At 63.3% G+C, this 18467-nt stretch carries 17 protein-coding genes; 11 read left to right on the top strand and 6 right to left on the bottom strand.

Features of this window, described 5'->3' with window-relative positions:
- The first annotated feature begins 154 nt into the window (after positions 1-154).
- The 4 genes from AZF01_RS05840 to AZF01_RS05855 all read left to right on the top strand — a co-directional run bounded on the left by AZF01_RS05840 (position 155) and on the right by AZF01_RS05855 (position 2828).
- Positions 155-637 carry a CreA family protein gene (locus tag AZF01_RS05840; RefSeq protein ID WP_024708053.1) on the top strand — a complete coding sequence of 161 codons (483 nt, stop codon included), beginning with the start codon at positions 155-157 and terminating at the stop codon, positions 635-637.
- 34 nt (positions 638-671) lie between these two features.
- On the top strand, positions 672-1145 hold the full coding sequence (locus AZF01_RS05845) for a GFA family protein (protein ID WP_024708052.1): 474 nt from the start codon (positions 672-674) through the stop codon (positions 1143-1145).
- Between the two features lie 27 nt (positions 1146-1172).
- Positions 1173-1769: an SCO family protein gene (locus AZF01_RS05850; protein WP_024708051.1), complete on the top strand. Its 597-nt coding sequence runs from the start codon at positions 1173-1175 to the stop codon at positions 1767-1769.
- Between the two features lie 177 nt (positions 1770-1946).
- On the top strand, positions 1947-2828 hold the full coding sequence (locus AZF01_RS05855; protein ID WP_024708050.1) for a 50S ribosomal protein L11 methyltransferase: 882 nt from the start codon (positions 1947-1949) through the stop codon (positions 2826-2828).
- A gap of 1 nt (position 2829) precedes the next feature.
- Here the strand turns inward: AZF01_RS05855 and AZF01_RS05860 are convergent, their stop codons facing one another.
- Both AZF01_RS05860 and AZF01_RS23845 read right to left on the bottom strand, forming a co-directional pair.
- On the bottom strand, positions 2830-3840 hold the full coding sequence (locus AZF01_RS05860; RefSeq protein ID WP_024708049.1) for a GlxA family transcriptional regulator: 1011 nt from the start codon (positions 3838-3840) through the stop codon (positions 2830-2832).
- 264 nt (positions 3841-4104) lie between these two features.
- Complete coding sequence (locus AZF01_RS23845) at positions 4105-4272, bottom strand: hypothetical protein (protein ID WP_156484721.1); 168 nt, start codon at positions 4270-4272, stop codon at positions 4105-4107.
- A gap of 81 nt (positions 4273-4353) precedes the next feature.
- Here AZF01_RS23845 and AZF01_RS05865 point away from each other — a divergent pair, with 81 nt between their 5' ends.
- Positions 4354-5295, top strand: coding sequence for a LysR family transcriptional regulator (locus AZF01_RS05865; protein WP_024708048.1), 942 nt, complete (start codon positions 4354-4356; stop codon positions 5293-5295).
- 8 nt (positions 5296-5303) lie between these two features.
- Here AZF01_RS05865 and AZF01_RS05870 read toward each other — a convergent pair whose 3' ends face one another.
- Positions 5304-5933, bottom strand: coding sequence for an exopolysaccharide biosynthesis protein (locus AZF01_RS05870; protein WP_024708047.1), 630 nt, complete (start codon positions 5931-5933; stop codon positions 5304-5306).
- Positions 5934-6246: 313 nt separating this feature from the next.
- Between AZF01_RS05870 and AZF01_RS05875 the strand changes: the two genes are divergently transcribed.
- The gene (locus tag AZF01_RS05875) at positions 6247-6366 is read left to right on the top strand and encodes an entericidin (RefSeq protein WP_244435552.1); all 120 of its coding nucleotides are present in this window, start codon (positions 6247-6249) and stop codon (positions 6364-6366) included.
- Positions 6367-6424: 58 nt separating this feature from the next.
- On the opposite strand, the gene AZF01_RS05880 is transcribed toward AZF01_RS05875, so the two are convergent.
- Positions 6425-7501 (bottom strand): Gfo/Idh/MocA family protein, encoded by a 1077-nt coding sequence (locus AZF01_RS05880; RefSeq protein ID WP_024708045.1) that lies wholly within the window; start codon positions 7499-7501, stop codon positions 6425-6427.
- Between the two features lie 245 nt (positions 7502-7746).
- Positions 7747-8553 carry a fructosamine kinase family protein gene (locus AZF01_RS05885; RefSeq protein WP_024708044.1) on the bottom strand — a complete coding sequence of 269 codons (807 nt, stop codon included), beginning with the start codon at positions 8551-8553 and terminating at the stop codon, positions 7747-7749.
- A gap of 126 nt (positions 8554-8679) precedes the next feature.
- Here AZF01_RS05885 and AZF01_RS05890 point away from each other — a divergent pair, with 126 nt between their 5' ends.
- The 3 genes from AZF01_RS05890 (at position 8680) to AZF01_RS05900 (ending at position 14546) form a co-directional block, all read left to right on the top strand.
- On the top strand, positions 8680-10083 hold the full coding sequence (locus AZF01_RS05890; RefSeq protein WP_024708043.1) for an FAD-binding oxidoreductase: 1404 nt from the start codon (positions 8680-8682) through the stop codon (positions 10081-10083).
- Between the two features lie 192 nt (positions 10084-10275).
- Positions 10276-13965 (top strand): AsmA-like C-terminal region-containing protein, encoded by a 3690-nt coding sequence (locus tag AZF01_RS05895; protein WP_024708042.1) that lies wholly within the window; start codon positions 10276-10278, stop codon positions 13963-13965.
- A gap of 200 nt (positions 13966-14165) precedes the next feature.
- Positions 14166-14546 (top strand): YbaN family protein, encoded by a 381-nt coding sequence (locus AZF01_RS05900; protein ID WP_024708041.1) that lies wholly within the window; start codon positions 14166-14168, stop codon positions 14544-14546.
- 35 nt (positions 14547-14581) lie between these two features.
- Here AZF01_RS05900 and AZF01_RS05905 read toward each other — a convergent pair whose 3' ends face one another.
- On the bottom strand, positions 14582-15637 hold the full coding sequence (locus tag AZF01_RS05905; protein WP_036237039.1) for a LacI family transcriptional regulator: 1056 nt from the start codon (positions 15635-15637) through the stop codon (positions 14582-14584).
- Between the two features lie 606 nt (positions 15638-16243).
- On the opposite strand from AZF01_RS05905, the gene AZF01_RS05915 reads away from it, so the two are divergent.
- Both AZF01_RS05915 and AZF01_RS05920 read left to right on the top strand, forming a co-directional pair.
- Positions 16244-17476, top strand: coding sequence for an ABC transporter substrate-binding protein (locus tag AZF01_RS05915; protein ID WP_024708038.1), 1233 nt, complete (start codon positions 16244-16246; stop codon positions 17474-17476).
- A 93-nt stretch (positions 17477-17569) separates the two neighbouring features.
- Entirely contained in the window at positions 17570-18463 is an 894-nt protein-coding gene (locus AZF01_RS05920; RefSeq protein WP_024708037.1) for a carbohydrate ABC transporter permease, read from the top strand.
- Positions 18464-18467 lie beyond the last annotated feature (4 nt).

An 18467-nucleotide genomic window follows, 5' to 3' on the forward strand; every position in this document is an offset into this window, starting at 1 on the left:
CTTGCTCCCAATATTCTCTCCCCTCCGGGGCGAGAAGATTTGGGGGGATGCGGCAGTGGCCACATGCCATCCGACTGCTTTCTCGCAGGCGGATCGCTTGCATCGTGCCGCCGCAAACCTATCTTGAAGGAAATGCTTTTCAGGGAGTTTCGATATGAGGCGGTTTGGTTTTGCTCTTTGCGCGGGCCTGTTGCTTGCGGGTGCCGCGCGGGCCGAACAGGTCGGCGAAGTCGGCGTCGACTGGGTCGGCAACGACATCGAGATCGAAGCCTTGCACGATCCGGAAATCGAGGGCGTGACCTGCCATATTGCCTATTTCGACCGTTCGGTGATCGACCGGTTGTCGAACGGCAATTGGTTCGAGGACCCCTCCAATTCCTCCATCGCCTGCCGCCAGACGGGACCGATCCGCATCGGCGATATCGATCTCGGGATGGACGGCGAGGAGGTCTTCAAGCAGGGCCGGTCGCTGATCTTCAAGAACCTGGTGATCAACCGCATCTATGATCGCGCCAATGACACGCTGATCTATCTGGCGCACACGCGCGAGATCACCGAAGGATCGGCGAAGATGTCGATGTCCACGGTGCCGCTTTACGGGCAGGACGTCGTCTGGGAAAATGGCGCGCCGGAATAGGCGAGGCGAACAGGCGGAAAGAGGGAGAGAGACCATCAGACTCGATTGCAGCTGCCAGTGCGGAAAGGTGCGCTTTTCCGTGGAAAGCAAAACGCCGGTGCCCTATCAGCGCTGCTATTGCAGCAGCTGCCGCAAGTCCGGCGGGGGCGGGGGCTATGCCATCAATATCGGTGCGGATGCCGCGACGCTCAACGTTTCCGGCGCGCAGCACAAGCGCTTCTATCACGCCCGCATGCATGACGGCGAGAGCGAGGCCGAGCGGCATTTCTGCGGGGCCTGCGGTTCTGCGCTCTATCTTTTCGATCCGCGCTGGCCCGCGCTCGTTCATCCCGTCGCCTCCGTTGTCGACACGCCCTTGCCGCGTCCGCCGGAGATCGTGCATATCATGCTCGGCTCGAAGGCCGCATGGGTCGATGTGCCGGAGGGCGAGGGTCATGTGCATTTCGAGGGCTACCCGGATCTTTCGCTCGAGGACTGGCACCGCAGGCACGGATTGCTGCAAGACTGAGGCCGGAGGGCCTGAAGGGAAGAGACAATGAAGATTTTCCGGCGCGTTCTCTGGGGCTCGGTGATTGTCGTCTGCGGGCTCATCGTCTGGCTGGTCTACGAGATCGGCAAGACCAACGAGGAGATGATGAACATCCCCTTCGGCCCGGAATTCCAGCTGACGGCGGGAGATGGCTCGGCAATCACCCAGGAGGCCTTGAGGGAAAAGCCGACGGCGATCTTCTTCGGCTTCACCCATTGCCCGGAGGTCTGCCCGACCACGCTTTATGAGATGAACGGCTGGCTCAACGAGGTCGATCCCGACGGCGACGAGATCAATGCCTACTGGATCACGGTCGATCCGGAGCGCGACACGCCGGAGATCATGCACCGCTATCTCTCCAACGTGACGGACCGGATCGAAGCGATTTCCGGAGATCCGGACAAGGTGCGTGAAATGGTCGACGAGTTCGGCATCTACTACAAGAAAGTGCCGCTCGATCCGAACGATCCTGACGGCGACTATACCATGGACCACAACGCTTCGGTCTTCCTGCTTGATGACGGCGGGGTGCTGAAGGGCACGATCGCCTATGGCGAAAATCCCGAGGTGGCGGTGAAGAAGCTCGAGAACCTGATCAACTGAGGCTTGCCTTGCGTCAAACGGGGCGGTATCGCCACGTTTCATATCTTTCTAGCGCATCGGCCCGAAAATCGGAATCGACTTTCGGAAAGCACGATGCGTCGATTCAATAGGCTGGAGCGTCCTTTGTGCGTGCGAATGGACGCACGGCGCTCTCAGCGATCGAAGAGGCAGACCGCAGTGACCCAGATCCGACTCTATGTCACCACCGATGAGGCCGGGGCGGGCCGCGTTCTGGACGCCCTTTCCGAGCAGCTCGGCGAGGCGCCCTACGCGCTGGCGACCATGGAGATCGACGAGAAGGCGTGCATCTGGGAAGCCTCGGTCTATCTGGAGGCGGAAGAGGAAGAGGCGCTGCGCGCGGTTTTCGAGGCTGCACTCGGATTTTTCCCGGAGGCCAGAAGGCCGGAGGTCGAAAAGGAAGTCATCCCCGACGTCGACTGGATCGCCAGGTCGCTTGAGGGGCTGAAGCCGGTGCGTGCGGGGCGCTTTCTGGTGCATGGCGCCCATGATCGCGAGGACTGCCGTGCGGGCGACATAGCGCTTGAGATCGAGGCGGGGCAGGCCTTCGGGACCGGCCACCACGGCACGACCGCCGGCTGCCTGGAGATGATCGACACGCTGTTGAAGGCCGAGGCGCCGCGCAACGCGCTTGATCTTGGAACCGGAACCGGCGTTCTGGCCATGGCCGTGCGCAAGCTCCGGCCGATCCCGGTTCTGGCGACCGATATCGATGACGTCGCCGTCAGGGTGGCCCGCTACAATGCGCGCCGGAACGGCATCGTCACCGGCGTCGATTTCGTCACCGCGCCGGGATTTCACCATGCCGCCTTCGCCGAGCACGGCCCCTTCGACCTGGTGATCGCCAATATCCTCGCCCGCCCGCTGATGAAACTCGCGCCCGGCCTTCGCGCCAACCTTGCGCAAGGCGGCGCGGTCATCCTTTCCGGCATCCTGGAAACACAGCGCTGGAAGGTGCTGGCCGCCTACCGCGCCCAGGGCATGCGCCACGTGCGCACCTATTGGCGCGAAGGCTGGGTAACGCTTCTGCTCAAGGGGTAGTTCATACGGCGAGGCTAAACGTGTTGTCGCCGATGCTCATGCGCGCCTGCCGGCGCAACGCGCGCTCCTGCTGCGGGGAACACTGGTAGATCTCGCGGTAGCATTTGGAAAAATGCGAGGCCGAGACGAAGCCGCAGGCGACCGCCACATCGACGACCGGCATGGTCGACTGCGCCAGAAGGCGGCGGGCGCGGTCCAGCCGGATCTCCAGATAATAACGCGCCGGCGAGCGGCCCATTTCCTGGCGAAACAGCCGTTCCACCTGGCGGCGCGACAGGCCGACCGCTTCGGCGATCTCGACCAGCGACAGGGGCTCGGCGAGATTGGCCTCCATCAGTTCGATGATCTGAAGCACCTTGCCGTTCTGGACGCCGAGACGGGCGCGAAGCGGCAGGCGCTGGCGCTCGGAGGAAGGGCGCACGCGGTCTGTCAGCGCCTGTTCGCAGACGGCGTTGACGAGACCGTCGCCGAACTCGCGGCTGATGATATGCAGAATCATGTCGATCGAGGCCGAGCCGCCGGCGCAGCTGTAGATATTGCGGTCGATCTCGAACAGGTCCGCATGGGCGTCGATTTCCGGATAGGTCTCGCAAAAGCCCGGCATGTTTTCCCAGTGGATCGCGCAGCGCCTGCCCTTGAGCAGGCCGGCGCGGGCCAGAAGATGAGCGGCCGTACACAGCGCGCCGATGCCGCAGCCGCGGTTGTTGAGCTCGCGCAGCCAGGCCTCGAAGGATTTGTTGTCGTAATCCTCGACGTTGACGCCGGAACAGACCAGCACGAGATCGGGCCTCTTCTCGCCCATCAGCGAACGGCGCTCATCGGCAAGCGAGGTGTCCGGATCGACGGCGATGCCGCTCGAGGAACAGACCTTCTGGCCATTGCCGGAGGTGATCCGCCAGCGATAGGCCTCGAAGCCGAGCATCCTGTTGGCAATGCGCAATGTCTCGATCGCGCCCGAGAAGGGCAGGAGCGAGAATTGCGGAACCAGATAAAAAACGAACGATCTCACCATTGTGCACACACCGCCGCAGTCAAAGCCGGAATCTGATCTTGTGGAATTAACTTCTGCAAGAAATATGGCCGCCAATAGTCTGATTGCGACACTGACACAGACAAATGCGCCAGCAAAGCCGATCCCGATCCGGTTTGTGATTTTTTTATGAAGCGTTGCGCATTCGCTTCATTGCAACCGCTCCGAGGCCGGGCGACCTTGCCGGCCGCCGTTGCTGCAACGCGGTGAAAGGCGGTCGCCAGGGATCAGCGGCGACCGCGCGTCTCAGTCATAGCGCCAGTGCTCTTCGCGGGCGATGATGTCGTCGCGCAGATGCGGCGGGATGCGATTGACATTGCGCTCTCTCAGCGCCTTGCGGGCAGCTTCATCGCGCTGTTCTGCGAGCTTGGCAAGCGGGGCGACCAGATGTCTGAGGATGATGAACAGTCCCATTTCGTGTCTCCTTCAATGCGTCTCTTGATGACCTGATGCCAAGGTAGGTGTATTTGACATTCAATCAAACGAAATGTAATCATGATATCCATCAACAAAATTGAATTGATGGAGCGCTCCATGGCCAATTTCCTGCAGACGCCGCTACCGGTCCTCGACAACGACATTCTCCGCACCTTTGTCGCGATCGCCGAGACCGGCAGTTTTTCCGGCGCTGCGGAAACCGTGTTCCGGACGCCATCGGCCGTCTCCATGCAGATCAAGCGGCTGGAGGAGCAGCTCGGCGTGTCGCTCTTCGTGCGCGACGCCCGCTCGGTGCGCCTGACCCACAGCGGCGAGACGCTTTTGACCTATGCGCGGCGCATGCTCGCGCTCTCCAATGAGGCGATGTCGCGTTTCCGACATCCGGACATGCACGGCGTGGTCCGGCTCGGCGCGACGGATGATATCGGCGAGCGTATCCTGCCGACGATCCTGAAGCGCTTCGCCGAGGCTTTCCCCGGCGTCATGGTTGACGTCACCATCGACAACAGCGTCGGTCTACGCCGGCGTCTCGGCGAACAGCGGCTCGATCTCACACTGCTCAATTCCGGCAAGGGAGCCTCGGATGAGGACAGCGAACTCATTCTGCGCGAGCGGCTTGTCTGGGTGGGCGCCTGCGGCGGCACGGCGCATACGAAGGATCCGTTGCCGGTGTCGATGTGGGAGCAGGGCTGTTCGTGGCGCAACGAGGCCGTGGAGAAGCTTACGGAGATCGGCCGGGCCTATCGCGTCGCCTATATGAGCGCGACCACCATGGTGCAGCGCGCCGCCGTCCTCTCCGATCTCGCCGTTGCCCCGATCGCCTCCTATTACCTGTCGGACGGGATGGAGGTGCTGGGCAAGGCGGAGGGGCTTCCGGAGCTCGGCTTTTATGAAATCCGCCTGAAATTCTCCGAACAGCGCGGCGAACTGGTCGAGGCGGTCGCCGACGCCATCCGTCACGCCTTCCGTCCGACCGAGCGGCAAAGCCGGGTGGCCTGAGAGCGGCCTCAGAAAAGCAGCGCGATCAGCGCGCCGGCGGCAACGACCACGAGCCCCGCCAGCAGGATCGAGAAGACGCCGACCGCAAGGCCGATAATCAGTCCGTAACCGTCGCGCTCGGTAGCCGACAGGCCAATGATCGCAAGGGCAAGCGCCGGAAGCCAGTTGCCGAAGGGGATCGGGAAGAACACCACGATCGACAGCAGAAGCGCGAATGCCCCAAGGGCGCGTTCGGCCCGGCGCGTCTCCAGAAACCAGAAGCGCGGCCGGACGGCGCTTTCGATCCACCGCAACCACGGAAGGACGCGGTCAAGAATGGCCATGCCGCGCGCGCCGTCGACGGAGAACCGCGCGATTCGCTCGGGAAGCCAGACCCGCGTGTGGCGCGAGACCATCATCTGCCATGAAACGAGGATCAGCGGCAGACCGAGAAGCAAGGTGGCGCCGGGCGGCAGCGGGATCAGGTTCGGGATCGAAAACAGCACGATGAAGGCGCCGAAAGAGCGCTCCGCCAGCGCATCGTCGAGCTGTTCGAGGCTGAGACGTCCGTCCGGCCCGGGACGCAGGCAGGCGAGAATCTCTGAAAGCCTGTCGCCTTCGTGGGATCGCGGTTCAACTCCGGCTTCGTCGTCGTGCAAGTCTGTTCCTCCTCTGGTCGGCTTCAGGGTAGATGGGGGCGCGAACGGAGAAAACCAGTTGTTTTCCATCAATTTTCGGGGAGCGGGAGGGGCGCGTCACAGCGCGCGACAAAGCCACGCCCGGCTTGTGCAAAAGCCGGGGAGCGACTGTGGAAAACCGGCAGGCGGCCTGTGGATATGTTCGCTCCGCCGAAAATGACGCATCAGCCATGGAACCCGGGGACTTCAGGAACGTTGAACAGGCAACCCGACGCAAATTCAGGAGATGCAAATGTTCAAGGGAAAAATCATCGCTGCCTTCACCCTGTTCGCCATGAGCGCTCTCGTCGCTTCCTGCGGGAACACGATCGAGGGCATGGGTCAGGATACCGCCAACGCGATTGATGCCACCCAGGATGCCGGCCAGTCGATCGACAACGCCGCCTCCTACTGAGCTTTCCGGAATCCGTTCTTTCAAGTCGCCCGGGCATCAAACGCCCGGGCGCTTTGCGTCAGAAGGCGTTCTGCCAGCCGTTGTAAAAGGGATGGTCCGAAAGGATGGGCAGGGCCACCGCGCTATAGGTCTTGGCCGACCAGTAGGCGGCTGTCGCGAAGTCGAGGCTTTGACGCGCATCGCCGAGGGTCAGCGGCAATGGCGTCTTCTCGCAGATCGCCTTGTGGAAATCCTGCATCTGACCGGCAAAGCCGGAGGGCGGCGGCGTGAAACCGGCGAGCGCCTCGTCGATCTTGCTGCCGATCGCCGCGTTGGCGGGCACGAAACGCCAGGGCGCCTTGTCGGCCGTGAAATCCGGGCGGCTGTCGGTCTCGATGGTCACATTCTCGAAGCAGAGCCGCATGCGGCTCAGGGGCTCCACCGAGCCGAGCGTGGCCGATGTCGTGGCCAGCGCGCCGCATTCGAGCTCGACGCTGATGCTGGCGCAGTCCTCGACCTCGACCCGGTTCACCCGCGTCGCCGTGCGCGCAAACAGCGATCGCACCGGGCCGAGCAGATAGAACATCAGGTCATTGGCATGGATGGCATGGTTCATCAAAATGCCGCCGAGCGCGCCGCTCCAGCTCCTGCGCCAGTCCTTTTCATAATAGTCTGGGCCGCGCAGCCAGTGCACCTCGCAGGTCGCAACCAGCGGCTTGCCGGCAAGCCCCGAGGCGATGATGTGACGCGCCTTCTGGGCGCCATCATTGTAGCGATACTGCATGATCGGCATTACATGGCCGGAGGAACGCGATTCGGCGTCGAGCAGTTCGTCGATGTCGGCAAGCGATCCGACAAGCGGCTTCTCGCAGATGACGTGCTTGCCGGCCTGCAGCGCAGCGACGATCATCGCCTTGTGGGTTGCCGGCGGGGTGCAGATGTCGATCACGTCGATGTCGTCCATGCCGACGATCTCGAGATAGTCCGTCACAAGCCGCTCGATGCCGAATTCCGCGCCGTTTGCCTTCAGCAGCGCCTCGTCGAGATCACAGAGTGCCGCGACCTCGAAACGGTCGGTATTGGTACGGTAGCCGTTTTGAATGTGGTTGCGGCCGATGCCGAGCCCGACAACCGCGACTTTCAGCGTTCTTGTCATTCACATGTCCTGATATGCGTCGTGCCGCATCCGGCATTGATTGGCGTCTTCGCCGCCTTCGACGGGCCCCGGAAGGGCAAAGCCTGAAACGCGGTCGGCGCGAAAACACAGTGCCTGTCGGGATTGATGGCGGTCCTGGTAAGACGGGTCAAGATGAACTCTGCAATGGAATCAGACGATTTCAAAAAACTGTCACTAGCATAAACCGAAATCTCCGCGTGGCTACCGTTGCGGCAACAACCGCCTCAATGGCCGGCGCGGGACAGAAAGCCTTCTACCATCGAACGGTAGCCGCCGCCAAAAAGGCGAAGATGCACGAGCGCCGGCCAGAGACTGTAGATCGCCTGCCGCTCGAGGTAGCCCGGCTCAAGTCGCGGATAAGAAGCGTAGAAGCCCTGATCGAGACTGCCGAACAGGTTGAGCATGGCGAGGTCGACTTCGGCATGGCCGTAATAGCAGGCCGGGTCGATGAAGGCCGTGACGTGCCCGGATGAGGCCATGACATTGCCCGACCACAAGTCGCCGTGAAGAAGGGCGGCGGGCGGCGCGTCCGGCAGATGGGCGGCGAGATTGCCGGCAAGTCGCTCGACCCGCCGGGCGAGGTCGGCGGGAATGTGGCCGATATTGTTCAACAGCCTGCGGTCGCGCCAGAAAGCGACCCAGGAGGAGGTCCGGTCGTTTTCGATTGCGACCGTGCCGAAGGCATAGTCGTGATCAAAGCCGTATTGCTCGCCCGTTGCCGCGTGAAGCTTTGAAAGCGATCGGCCGAGGTCGGCCTGGGCGCCGGCAAAGCCGCTTCGTCCCTCGACCCTGGTGATGATCAGGACGCGCTCGTTGGCGGCGACCACCTCCGGCGCCGGCGCGCCTGTCGCGGCGATCAGGCGCAGCATCTCGCCTTCGACGGCGGGCGCCGGGCCGCCCTTGACGACGAATTGCCTGCCGTCCTCCGTCTCCGCGAGCATCAACGCCGAAAGGTCGCCCGAGGCGAAGCGGGAGAGCGTGACGTGGCGGGCGCCGGTGAGTTTCGCTATCACATCCTGAAGATCATTCATCGCGAAAGCCGTAAGTTGAGATCTGCAATGCCGGCCGGCACTGGACGCAGGCGGCGATCCTCGCATAAAACGCTGAGACGGCCGGGCCTTCGGAGGCTACGGTAAAACAGGTTCGGAGTGCAAGTTTTGGCAATTGAAGACGTTCAGACGCGCCCGCGCGACCCGCAAGCGGCGCAGGAGGCGATCGCGCTGCTCAGGGAGCGTTTCGGCGACAAGGTGCAGACGGGCGAGGCCTTCCGCGCCCAGCATGCCCATACCACGACCTACCTGCCGCCGCAGCTGCCGGACGCGGTGTTCTTTGCCGAGAGTTCCGAGGATGTGAAGGCGGCGGTGAAGCTTTGCGCGGAATACAAGGTGCCTGTCATTCCCTTCGGCACGGGCTCTTCGCTCGAGGGCCAGGTGAATGCGCCCGAAGGCGGCATCTCCATCGATCTGTCGCGTATGAACCGTGTGCTCGAGGTCAATGCGGAAGATCTTGACTGTCGCGTCGAGCCGGGCGTCACCCGCGAGGAGTTGAACGACTATCTGCGTGATACCGGCCTGTTCTTCCCGATCGATCCGGGCGCCAACGCCTCGCTCGGCGGCATGGCGTCAACGCGCGCTTCCGGCACCAATGCGGTGCGCTACGGCACGATGAAGGACGTGGTGCTGGCGCTGACCGTGGTGACCGCCGACGGCGAGGAAATCACCACCGGGCGGCGCGCGCGCAAATCGTCCGCCGGCTATGACCTCACGCGGCTTTTCGTCGGCGCGGAAGGCACGCTCGGCATCATCACCTCGATCACGCTGAAGCTTGCCGGCATCCCGGAGAAGATCGCCGGCGGGGTTTCCTCCTTCGAGACGCTGGAAGAGGCCTGCAATGCGGTGATCATGACGATCCAGATGGGCATTCCGGTTGCCCGCATCGAGCTTCTCGACGCGCTTCAGGTCAAGGCCTGCAACGCCTATTCCGGGCTCGACTTTCCCGAAACCCCGCTGCTTCTTCTGGAATTCCACGGCAGCGAGGAGGCGGTCGCCATGCAGTCGGCGCAGTTCGCCGAGATTGCGTCCGAATGCAGCGGCTCCGAATTCGTCTGGACCGCCAATGCCGAGGAGCGCACGAAACTGTGGAAGGCCCGTCACAGCGCCTATTGGGCCGGCCGGGCGCTTGCCCCCGAGCTCGACGGTTTGTCGACGGATGTCTGCGTGCCGATCTCGCGGCTTGCCGATTGCGTGCGCGAGACCCAGGAAGACGTGAAGCGCGAAGGCATTCTGGCGCCGGTCGTCGGCCATGCGGGCGACGGCAATTTTCATCTCCTCGTCCTGTTCGACAAGAACAATCCGGAAGAGATCGCCCGCGTCGAGGCCTTCACCACGCGGCTTGCCGAACGGGCCATCGCCATGGGCGGGACGGCGACCGGCGAGCACGGCGTTGGCCAGGGCAAGAAGAGGGTCGTCGCTGACGAGATCGGCACGGCGGTTGCCGCCATGCGCGCGATCAAGGAGGCGCTCGATCCGGACAATATCTTCAACCCGGGCAAGATTTTCTGAAGGGAGAAACACGCCAAAACTGTCTTTGTGCGGGAAGCCGAACTGGCCTGCATTTGCGCACCGTGATAGGTTCGCAGCAACGAGGTGCCGGGTGAGACGGGCCGTCTGAGATTGAGAGCGGTATCGGCGCCGCGGGCCTCCGCCCGACCGCGCCGGGGCTGGCCGGGCGAATGACGTAAGGGAACCGCGAGATTGCTGGGACGAATACTTGTTTTCATCGGGGCTCTGCTGGTTCTTCTGCTGTCTGCGGCGCTGGTCGTTCCCTATTTCGTCGACTGGAGCAGCTTCCGCCAGGAATTCGAGGTTCAGGCCAGCCGGGCGCTCGGCAAGAAGGTCGAGGTGGTCGGCGATGTCGATGTCCGGGTTCTGCCGTTTCCCGCAATCACCATGCATGACGTCAGGGTCGGGCGCGATGCTTCGGGCGCGCCGCTGGCAACGGCCGATGCCTTTTCCATGGATGCGGAGCTCGCGCCTTTCCTCAGCGGCGAAATCCGCATCTTCAAGATGCTGCTGGAGCATCCGGTCCTCAATCTGACGCTTGACGAAAGCGGAGCGCTGTCATGGACGGCGACCGGCAGCGCTCCGCTCTCTGCCCGGCGGGTGGTGTTCGAGGACGTGGAAATCAGAGACGGCGAAATCCGCCTGGCCGATCATGCCGGCGACCGGCTGCGCACGGTGTCCGATATTGACGCCATGCTCTCGGCCAACGCGATCGAGGGCCCGTGGCGGATGGAGGGCAATGCCGTGCTTGACGGGCATGCAGGCGCCTTCACCATCCTCACCGGACGGCCCGATCCGGAAACGGCAACGATGCGTTTGAGGCTTTCGGCCGATCCTGCCGAATGGCCGGTTTCGGCAGCGCTTGAGGGCGATGTCGCGCTTGAGGACGGAAAGCCGGTCTATGCCGGCGGTTTCCGCCTCGCCGTCACCCAGGAGGACGCGGAGGATGTGCCGCCGCCGCGCGCCAGCGGCCAGTTCGAACTCACCAATGAATCGATCTCCATTTCCGAATACCGGCTTGAGATCGGCACGCGCGTCGATCCCTATGTGATTTCGGGCGAGGCCAATTTCGATACGCGCCCGGGCGGCAGCTTCCTTCTGACGGCGGACGGCCAGCAGTTCAATGTCGAGCGGCTTTCCGACTACGACACCAATCTGAAAAAGGGCAGGGTGGCGACGCCGAACGCGCGCGAGCGGCTCGACATGCTGGTCGGTTTCCTGCAGCAGGTGCCGATCCCGCAATTGCCGGGCACCGTGACCTTCCGTTTGCCGGCGCTGGTTTCCGGCGACACCACGATCCGCTCGATCGTTCTCGACGCGGCGCCGGACGGCGACGGCTGGCGGATCGAGGACGGTTCGGCCGAACTGCCGGGCCGCACCCAGGTGGAGGCCGCGGGCCGGCTTTCGCTCGGGGAGGCGGCGTCGTTCACCGGTTCGCTGCTCGTCGCCTCGCGTCAGCCCTCGGGCCTTTCGCAATGGCTGACCGGCAGCGTCAGCCCGGAAATCCGGGCGCTCGATCGCGCCGGCTTCTCGGCCGATGTCGATCTGGCGGACGGAAGCCAGATCTTCGAGAACCTGCAGATCGTTGCCGGCGACGCCGTGCTCGATGGCGCGATGTCGCGCCGGTCGAGTGGTGCGGCGACGCCTGAACTCGATCTTGATCTCTCCGGCAATGTCATCGATTTCAATGCTTTGCGGGCGCTGGCGGGACTGATGGTCGGCGAGAATATCGACAGCGGCCTGAGCCGCCACCGCATTCGCGCATCGCTGAGGGCAGGCGCGGTCAATGCCTTCGATCTGAGCGCAGCGCTTGTCGACACGGCGTTCGTTTACCAGTCCGGCGCGCTTTCCGTTGATCATCTGGAGATCGGCGACCTTGCGGGCGCGGCGATCACGCTTTCCGGGCAGGCCCGGACGGATCGCGACCTGCCGTCAGGCTCCGGGCGTTTGACATTTTCCGCAGAGGATATCTCCGGCTTCGTCGCCACGCTCCAGAAGCGGTTCGGCGCGCATCCGTTCCTGTCCATGCTGGCGGAAAACGCCGCCTGGTACCGGAACGCAGAAGCCGAGGCCGATCTCGCCTTCGGACAGGATGGCACGGCCGTTTCCGCGGTCTTTTCGGGCAGCGCCAATGGCAGCCGCATCTCCGGTTCATGGCGGCGCGACTCCGTTCTGGGACCGGGCGGGGTGAGCGGTCAGGTGCAGCTTTCCAACCCGGATGCGGCGATCGTCTTCGGCCAGGCCGGTCTTGCGCCACTGCCCATTCCGGCGCCTGCCGGCGCGCAGCTTTCGCTTTCGATCGAACGATCTGAGGGGGAGGGGCCGGTCGCCGTCGGCCTCAGGGCAGCAAGCGGCGAGACCCGGTTTACCACCTCGGGCGAGGCGAGCCTTGAAGCCGGTGATTTCCTGGCCGGCCGCTATTCCCTCTCGCTCGCAAGCCCCGATCTGGAGCCCTATCTTGCCATGAATGCCTTTGCCGTGCCGGGGACCGCCTTCGGCGTGCCTCTGTCGGTCAAGGCGAGCCTCGATGTCACCCCGGAGCAGTTCGCGCTCTCCGCCATTGAGGGCGATCTCGATGGCAATGGCGTGACGGGCCGTCTGGTGCTCAGGCGCGGCGAACCCGTCGTCCGGCTTGACGGGGCGCTTTCCCTCGATCGTCTCGACCTTGCCTGGCTGATGGAAACGGTGTTCGGCCCGAATTTCGTCCTGGGGCCGGAGGGGCTGCCGGATACGCCCTTCGGGACCGCCTATTTCGGCACGGCCGAGGCCGATATCGACGTTCAGGCCGCGGCCTTTGACGCCGGCCTGCCGGAACCGGTGACCGGCATGAGCGGCACGGTGGGCTTTCGCGGCGGCGGTCTGACGGTGACGGGCTTTGCCGGACGGCTCTTCGACGGAACGCTTTCGGGCGATCTGCAACTCGGCAATTCGGGCGGCGACGGTTATTTCCAGGCGCAGATCAACCTTGCCGATGCCGCCTTGCCGGACACGTTGTGGAAGGCTGGCGATAGGCCGGTTGCCAGCGGTCGGTTTGATCTCGGCCTCGTGGTCGAAACGACGGCCGACACGGCGGCCGGGTTGATGGCTGATGCAAGCGGTTCCGGCATGCTGACGCTGAAATCCCCCGTCATTGCGGGGCTGGATCTCGCCGTCACCGATCCGCTGCTCGCCTGGGCCGATTCGCAGGGCACCGAGGTTACCAATGCAGCGATCGAGGATGAAATGCGCGCGCTGATCTTCGGCGACGGCAGCTTTGCCGCGGGCGACATTGCGATTCCCTTCAGCATCACCGACGGCGTGCTTCAGGCCCGCAATGTCTTCGTCGACCTGCCGGAGGCGCGGGTCTACGGCGCGCTGCGCACCGACCTTGCCGAACGCGATCTGGAAGCCTCGGTCGATGTGGCGCTGAAACTCGGCGAAGCGAGCGAGGAGGGGGCAAGCGCCGGCTTCACAATCGGGTTCAACGGGGCGCTTTCCGATCCGGTTCGCAGCCTCGATCTGACGGAGGTGAACAACTTCCTCGCTCTCAGAGCGGTCGAGCGCGAACGCGCGCGCGTGGAGCGGCTGCAGGCCGATATCCTGGAAAAGCAGCGCCTCAGGCGCGAGGCGACGCTTTACGAATTTCGCGCGGAACAGCGGGCGCTGGAGCGCCGCCAGCGCGAGGAGGCCGAACGCCTGCGCCGAGAGGAAGAAGAGCGCCGCCGGGAAGAGAGCGACGAGGCTGCCGCCGGCGATCAGGCCGCAATTCCCGTACCCGACGCAGGCGGCGGATCGATGCAGGCCGACCCACAGCCCCAAGAGCCGAGCGACTGGGACAGGCTGATCGAATCGGTGATCCGCGGCGCCGAGGAGCAGCGCGGCGTCGAAGCGCCGCTTCCCTGAGAAGCCTCGAGCGCCTCCGCTTTTCTCCGGATCGCCAAAGCGCTTTCTCTCTGTTCGTGCGCGTTTGCGGACGGCGAACCGGTATCCACTTTTCCTGAAAATGTTCTAAAAATAGCCCGTTTTCGAACCCATATGTGCTGTTGCTGGACTGAAGCGCGATTTGCATTTATGGAAGAACCGGCTTTGCAGGAGACAGGACATTGAAACGCAGGGTTCTACTCGTCATCGGCTGGATCATGGTTGCGCTGGGCGTCATCGGCGTGTTTTTGCCGATCATGCCGACGGTGCCGTTCCTGATCGTTGCCGCCGCGGCCTTTGCGCGATCCTCGCCGGAGCTTGAAGCCCGGTTGATGAACCATCCCCGCTACGGCGCCCATCTTCGCCAGTGGCGCCACGAAGGCGCTATCGCCACCCCCGCCAAGATCCTGGCGGTAACGGCGATGGGGGTGAGCTTTCTGTCCGTGCTCTATTTCGCCTCGGCTTTCCTCTGGCTCCAGCTTGCCGTCGGCCTGGTGCTGTTGAGTTGCGCCGCTTTCGTCGTCACCCGTCCTGCGCCTGTCGCCGTGCGCGCGGACCGCTGAGGTCCGCAGGCTCCTCTCCGCTTCCCGCGGCTTTTTCAGCGCGATTGCGCCGTCTTCAACAGCGGCGCGTTGGACCAGTCCGGCTTGCTGATGCTCTGTCGCGGCGGCGATGACCGGTTCTCGATCCGGGCAAGCACGGCGCGGGCGAGCTCCCGGCCGGCCTGGCTGAAGTCCTCGCTCATGGCGATGATCTCCGGGCTGATCCAGTTGAGAAAGTCCGCCGGCTGCTTGGCGACGAGATCGACATCCTCCCCAAGCCTCAGGCCGCGCGCCCTGAGTGCGGCCATGATCGGGACGGCGCTGCTGCCGGAACAGGCAATGACGCCGTCCGGCGGCGTTGATGACGACAGCGCCGCCAGCACACCATTGCGGATTTCCGACAGCGACGAATCGGTGCTGACGGAGGTCAGCGGCGTCTCCTGCAGGCCGAAGCGGCTGAGGCCGCGCTCGAAGCCGGCGCGGAAATAGCGATAATAGGTGAGGTGGCTCGGCGGCTGCAGGCAGACGATACGGCGGCGTCCGCGCTCCGCAAGCCTTTCCACAGCGTCCATCGCATAGGCGTCGTTGTCGAAGTCGTGGAAGGGGTAGTCATGGTCGCTCTCCGTGCGGCCGTGCGCGGCAAAGGGCATGCCGCGCTCGCGCATCAGGGCGATGCGCGGGTCCTCCGGGGCGATGCGCGAGATGATCACGCCATCGGCGGAACCGGTGTCGAGAATGTAGCGGATCGGCGCCATCGGATCGTGATGGATCGGCTGCGGCATCAGCACCAGATGATAGGGCGTGTCCGAAAGGACGTCCGATATGCCGAATATCATCTGGCCGGACATGCCCATGATCTCTTCCTCCATGCTGAGGACGAGCGCGATTACATTGGTCTTGCCGGTGCGAAGCCTGACGCCGGCGCGGTTCGGCATGTAGCCGAGCTGCTTGGCGACGAGGCGAACGCGCTCCTTGGTGTGCTCGGCGATATCCGGCGCGTCCTTCAGCGCGCGGGAGACGGTCGTCACGCCGAGTCCGGTCATATAGGCAATGGTCTTCAGTGTCGGGCGCGTATTGCTTGTCTCGCGCGATCTTCCGGTCGTGGGCTTCATCGACGTCTTTCATCTCCCGCGTCGCGCGTGCCGCGCGTTCGCACGGGCCCTGCGGCCCGTCTCCTCCCTGCTGATGGAGCGTATCGGACAACAGGCCGGATCCGGCCTGAAATGCAACGATACGCTGATTCTCGCTGGCAACGCCAATCCTGCGTGCATTCTTGTCGTTTTTGAGCGTCCTCGCCCGCCGCACATCCGGATCTGGCGGAGCCTCCCTCCCGACGGCCCCTCCGTAGCGCCGGTCAAGCCGGCCCTGCTTGGCGCCTGCCGGCTGCCCGCAGTCTAGCGCGAGAATTGCTGTAACGATACAGAAAAATAGCTGTCGCGTGTTAGGCAGACTATTTAAGGCCGTGGCGCATGTGCGTGGAACTGTCGGTTGCCAGGATGTTGCGGATGCGAACAAGCTTGACGGACGTTGCGAAGAAATCCATATTAATACAATTAATACAAGATTTTATTTAGAAATTGCAATGCAAAAAATCGAAGTATATTCGGTCTGCGCCTTAGGTCGAAAGTAGTAGTTTGACAAAAATCGGAACAAAAAGGTTGCGCCCTATTTGGCTTTCGCATACCTTTTTCCGGCAACGTTTCAGTTGGGAGGACAGTATGAAACATGCAATTCTCACCGCCGCTCTGGCGGCCGGCGTAGCCATGCCTGTCGCAGCCAGCGCGACCGACCTTGAGGTGACCCACTGGTGGACATCGGGCGGCGAGGCTGCGGCCGTGAAGGTGCTGGCTGACAATTTCAACGAAACCGGAAATAACTGGGTGGACAGCGCCATCGCCGGTTCCGGTTCGACCGCCAACCCGATCATCATCAGCCGCATTCTCGGCGGCAATCCCATGGGCGCGACCCAGATGAACACCGGCCGCGACGCCGAGGAACTGATCAAGGCCGGCCTGATGCTGGACCTGACGGATCTCGCCGAGAAGGAAAACTGGCGCGAGAAGATCCGCCCCGCCAAGCTGCTTGAGGCGTGCGAATATGACGGCCGCATCTATTGCGTGCCGATCAACATCCATTCTTGGCAGTGGATGTGGCTGAACCGCCACGTGTTCGAGGACAACGGCATTCCGGTGCCGACCAACTGGCAGGAACTGGTCGATGCGGCGCCGGCGCTGCAGGAAGCCGGCGTCATTCCGCTCGCCACGGGCCAGCCCTGGCAGGTCGACGGCATCCGCAACGTGATGCAGGTCGCCATCGGCGGCGTCGACAATTATCTCGCCGTCAACGGCGACAAGGATCCGGATGCCGTGATGAGCGACGAGAACCGCGCCATCTGGGAAGCCTTTGCACAGGCGCGCGACATGGTTGATGACGCCTATTCCGGTCGCGACTGGAACGTCGCCACCAATATGGTGATCCAGGGCGACGCGGCCGCGCAGATCATGGGCGACTGGGCGCAGGGCGAATTCGCCCAGGCGGGCCAGGAGGCCGGCGTCGATTATGATTGCCTTCCCGGACTCGGCAACAATCCGGTGCTCGATACGGGCGGCGATGCCTTCTATTTCCCCAAGACGAACGACGAAGAGATCACGGCGGCCCAGCTCGAGCTGGCCTCCATGCTGGTTTCGCCGGAAACCCAGGTCGAGTTCAACCTCGTCAAGGGCTCGCTTCCGGTGCGCGGCGATGTCGATCTCGAAGCCGCCAATGCCTGCATGAAGAAGGGTCTCGAAATCCTCGCCAATCCGGACAACGTCCTGCCGTCGACCGAGCAATTGCTCGATTCCGATACGCAGGGCCAGATCACGGACCTTGCGCTGGAGTTCTTCTCCTCCGACATGACGGTCGACGAGGCGCTCGAACAGCAGCAGTCGATCATCGAACAGGCCATGTAAGCCTCGGCCGAAAGGGACAAGGGGCTGGCCCGGCTCTGACGCGGCTTGCCCCTTTTCCTTCCGGATCCATGCCAATCTGAGAGGGGAGCTGCAATGGCTGCTGTTGCTCGCCGTCCGTTCGGTCTGTTCAAGAATCTGAACGCCAAGATCGCGGCAATCCCGATGATGCTGACCGCCGTGGTCATCTTCATCGGCTGCACCGCCTGGACGGTTATCTATTCATTCACCGACTCGCGGCTTCTGCCGAGCGAGAATTTCGTCGGCTTTTCCCAGTATGACCGCCTGTTCGACACGACCCGCTGGAATGTGGCGATCGTCAACCTCCTGATCTACGGAGGCTTGAGCCTCGTCTTTTCCTTTGTCGTCGGCTTTCTTCTGGCGACGCTGCTCGACCAGAAAATCCGCTTCGAGAACACCTTCCGCACGATCTTTCTCTATCCCTTCGCGCTCTCCTTCATCGTCACCGGCCTCGTCTGGCAATGGATCCTCGATCCAGGCCTCGGCGTGCCGAAATTTCTGGACGACCTCGGCCTGCCCGGGGGCGATTTCGCCATGCTCGGCAACAAGAGCACGGTCATCTATGCGCTGGTGATCGCGGGGCTCTGGCAGGGAACGGGGCTTGTCATGGTGCTGATGCTGGCGGGCCTGCGCGGCATCGATGGCGAAATCTGGAAGGCGGCCAAGGTCGACGGCATCCCCGCCTGGCGGACCTATCTCTTCATCGTCATTCCGATGATGCGCGGCGTGTTCGTGACGACGCTCGTCATCGTCGCCTCGGGCATTGTCCGCGTCTACGACCTCGTCGTGGCGATGACGCAGGGGGGACCTGGCTTTGCCTCCGAAGTGCCGGCCAAATATGTCTACGACCTGATGTTCCAGCGCGGCAATATCGGCCAGGGGCTCGCCGCCTCGACCGTGATGCTGGTCACCGTCTTTATCATCCTCGTGCCCTGGGCGCTGATGGAATTCAGAGACAAGAAGAAATGAGGAG

Origin of the sequence: Martelella sp. AD-3, from assembly GCF_001578105.1 — a bacterium.
In the GTDB taxonomy this organism is placed as follows: domain Bacteria; phylum Pseudomonadota; class Alphaproteobacteria; order Rhizobiales; family Rhizobiaceae; genus Martelella.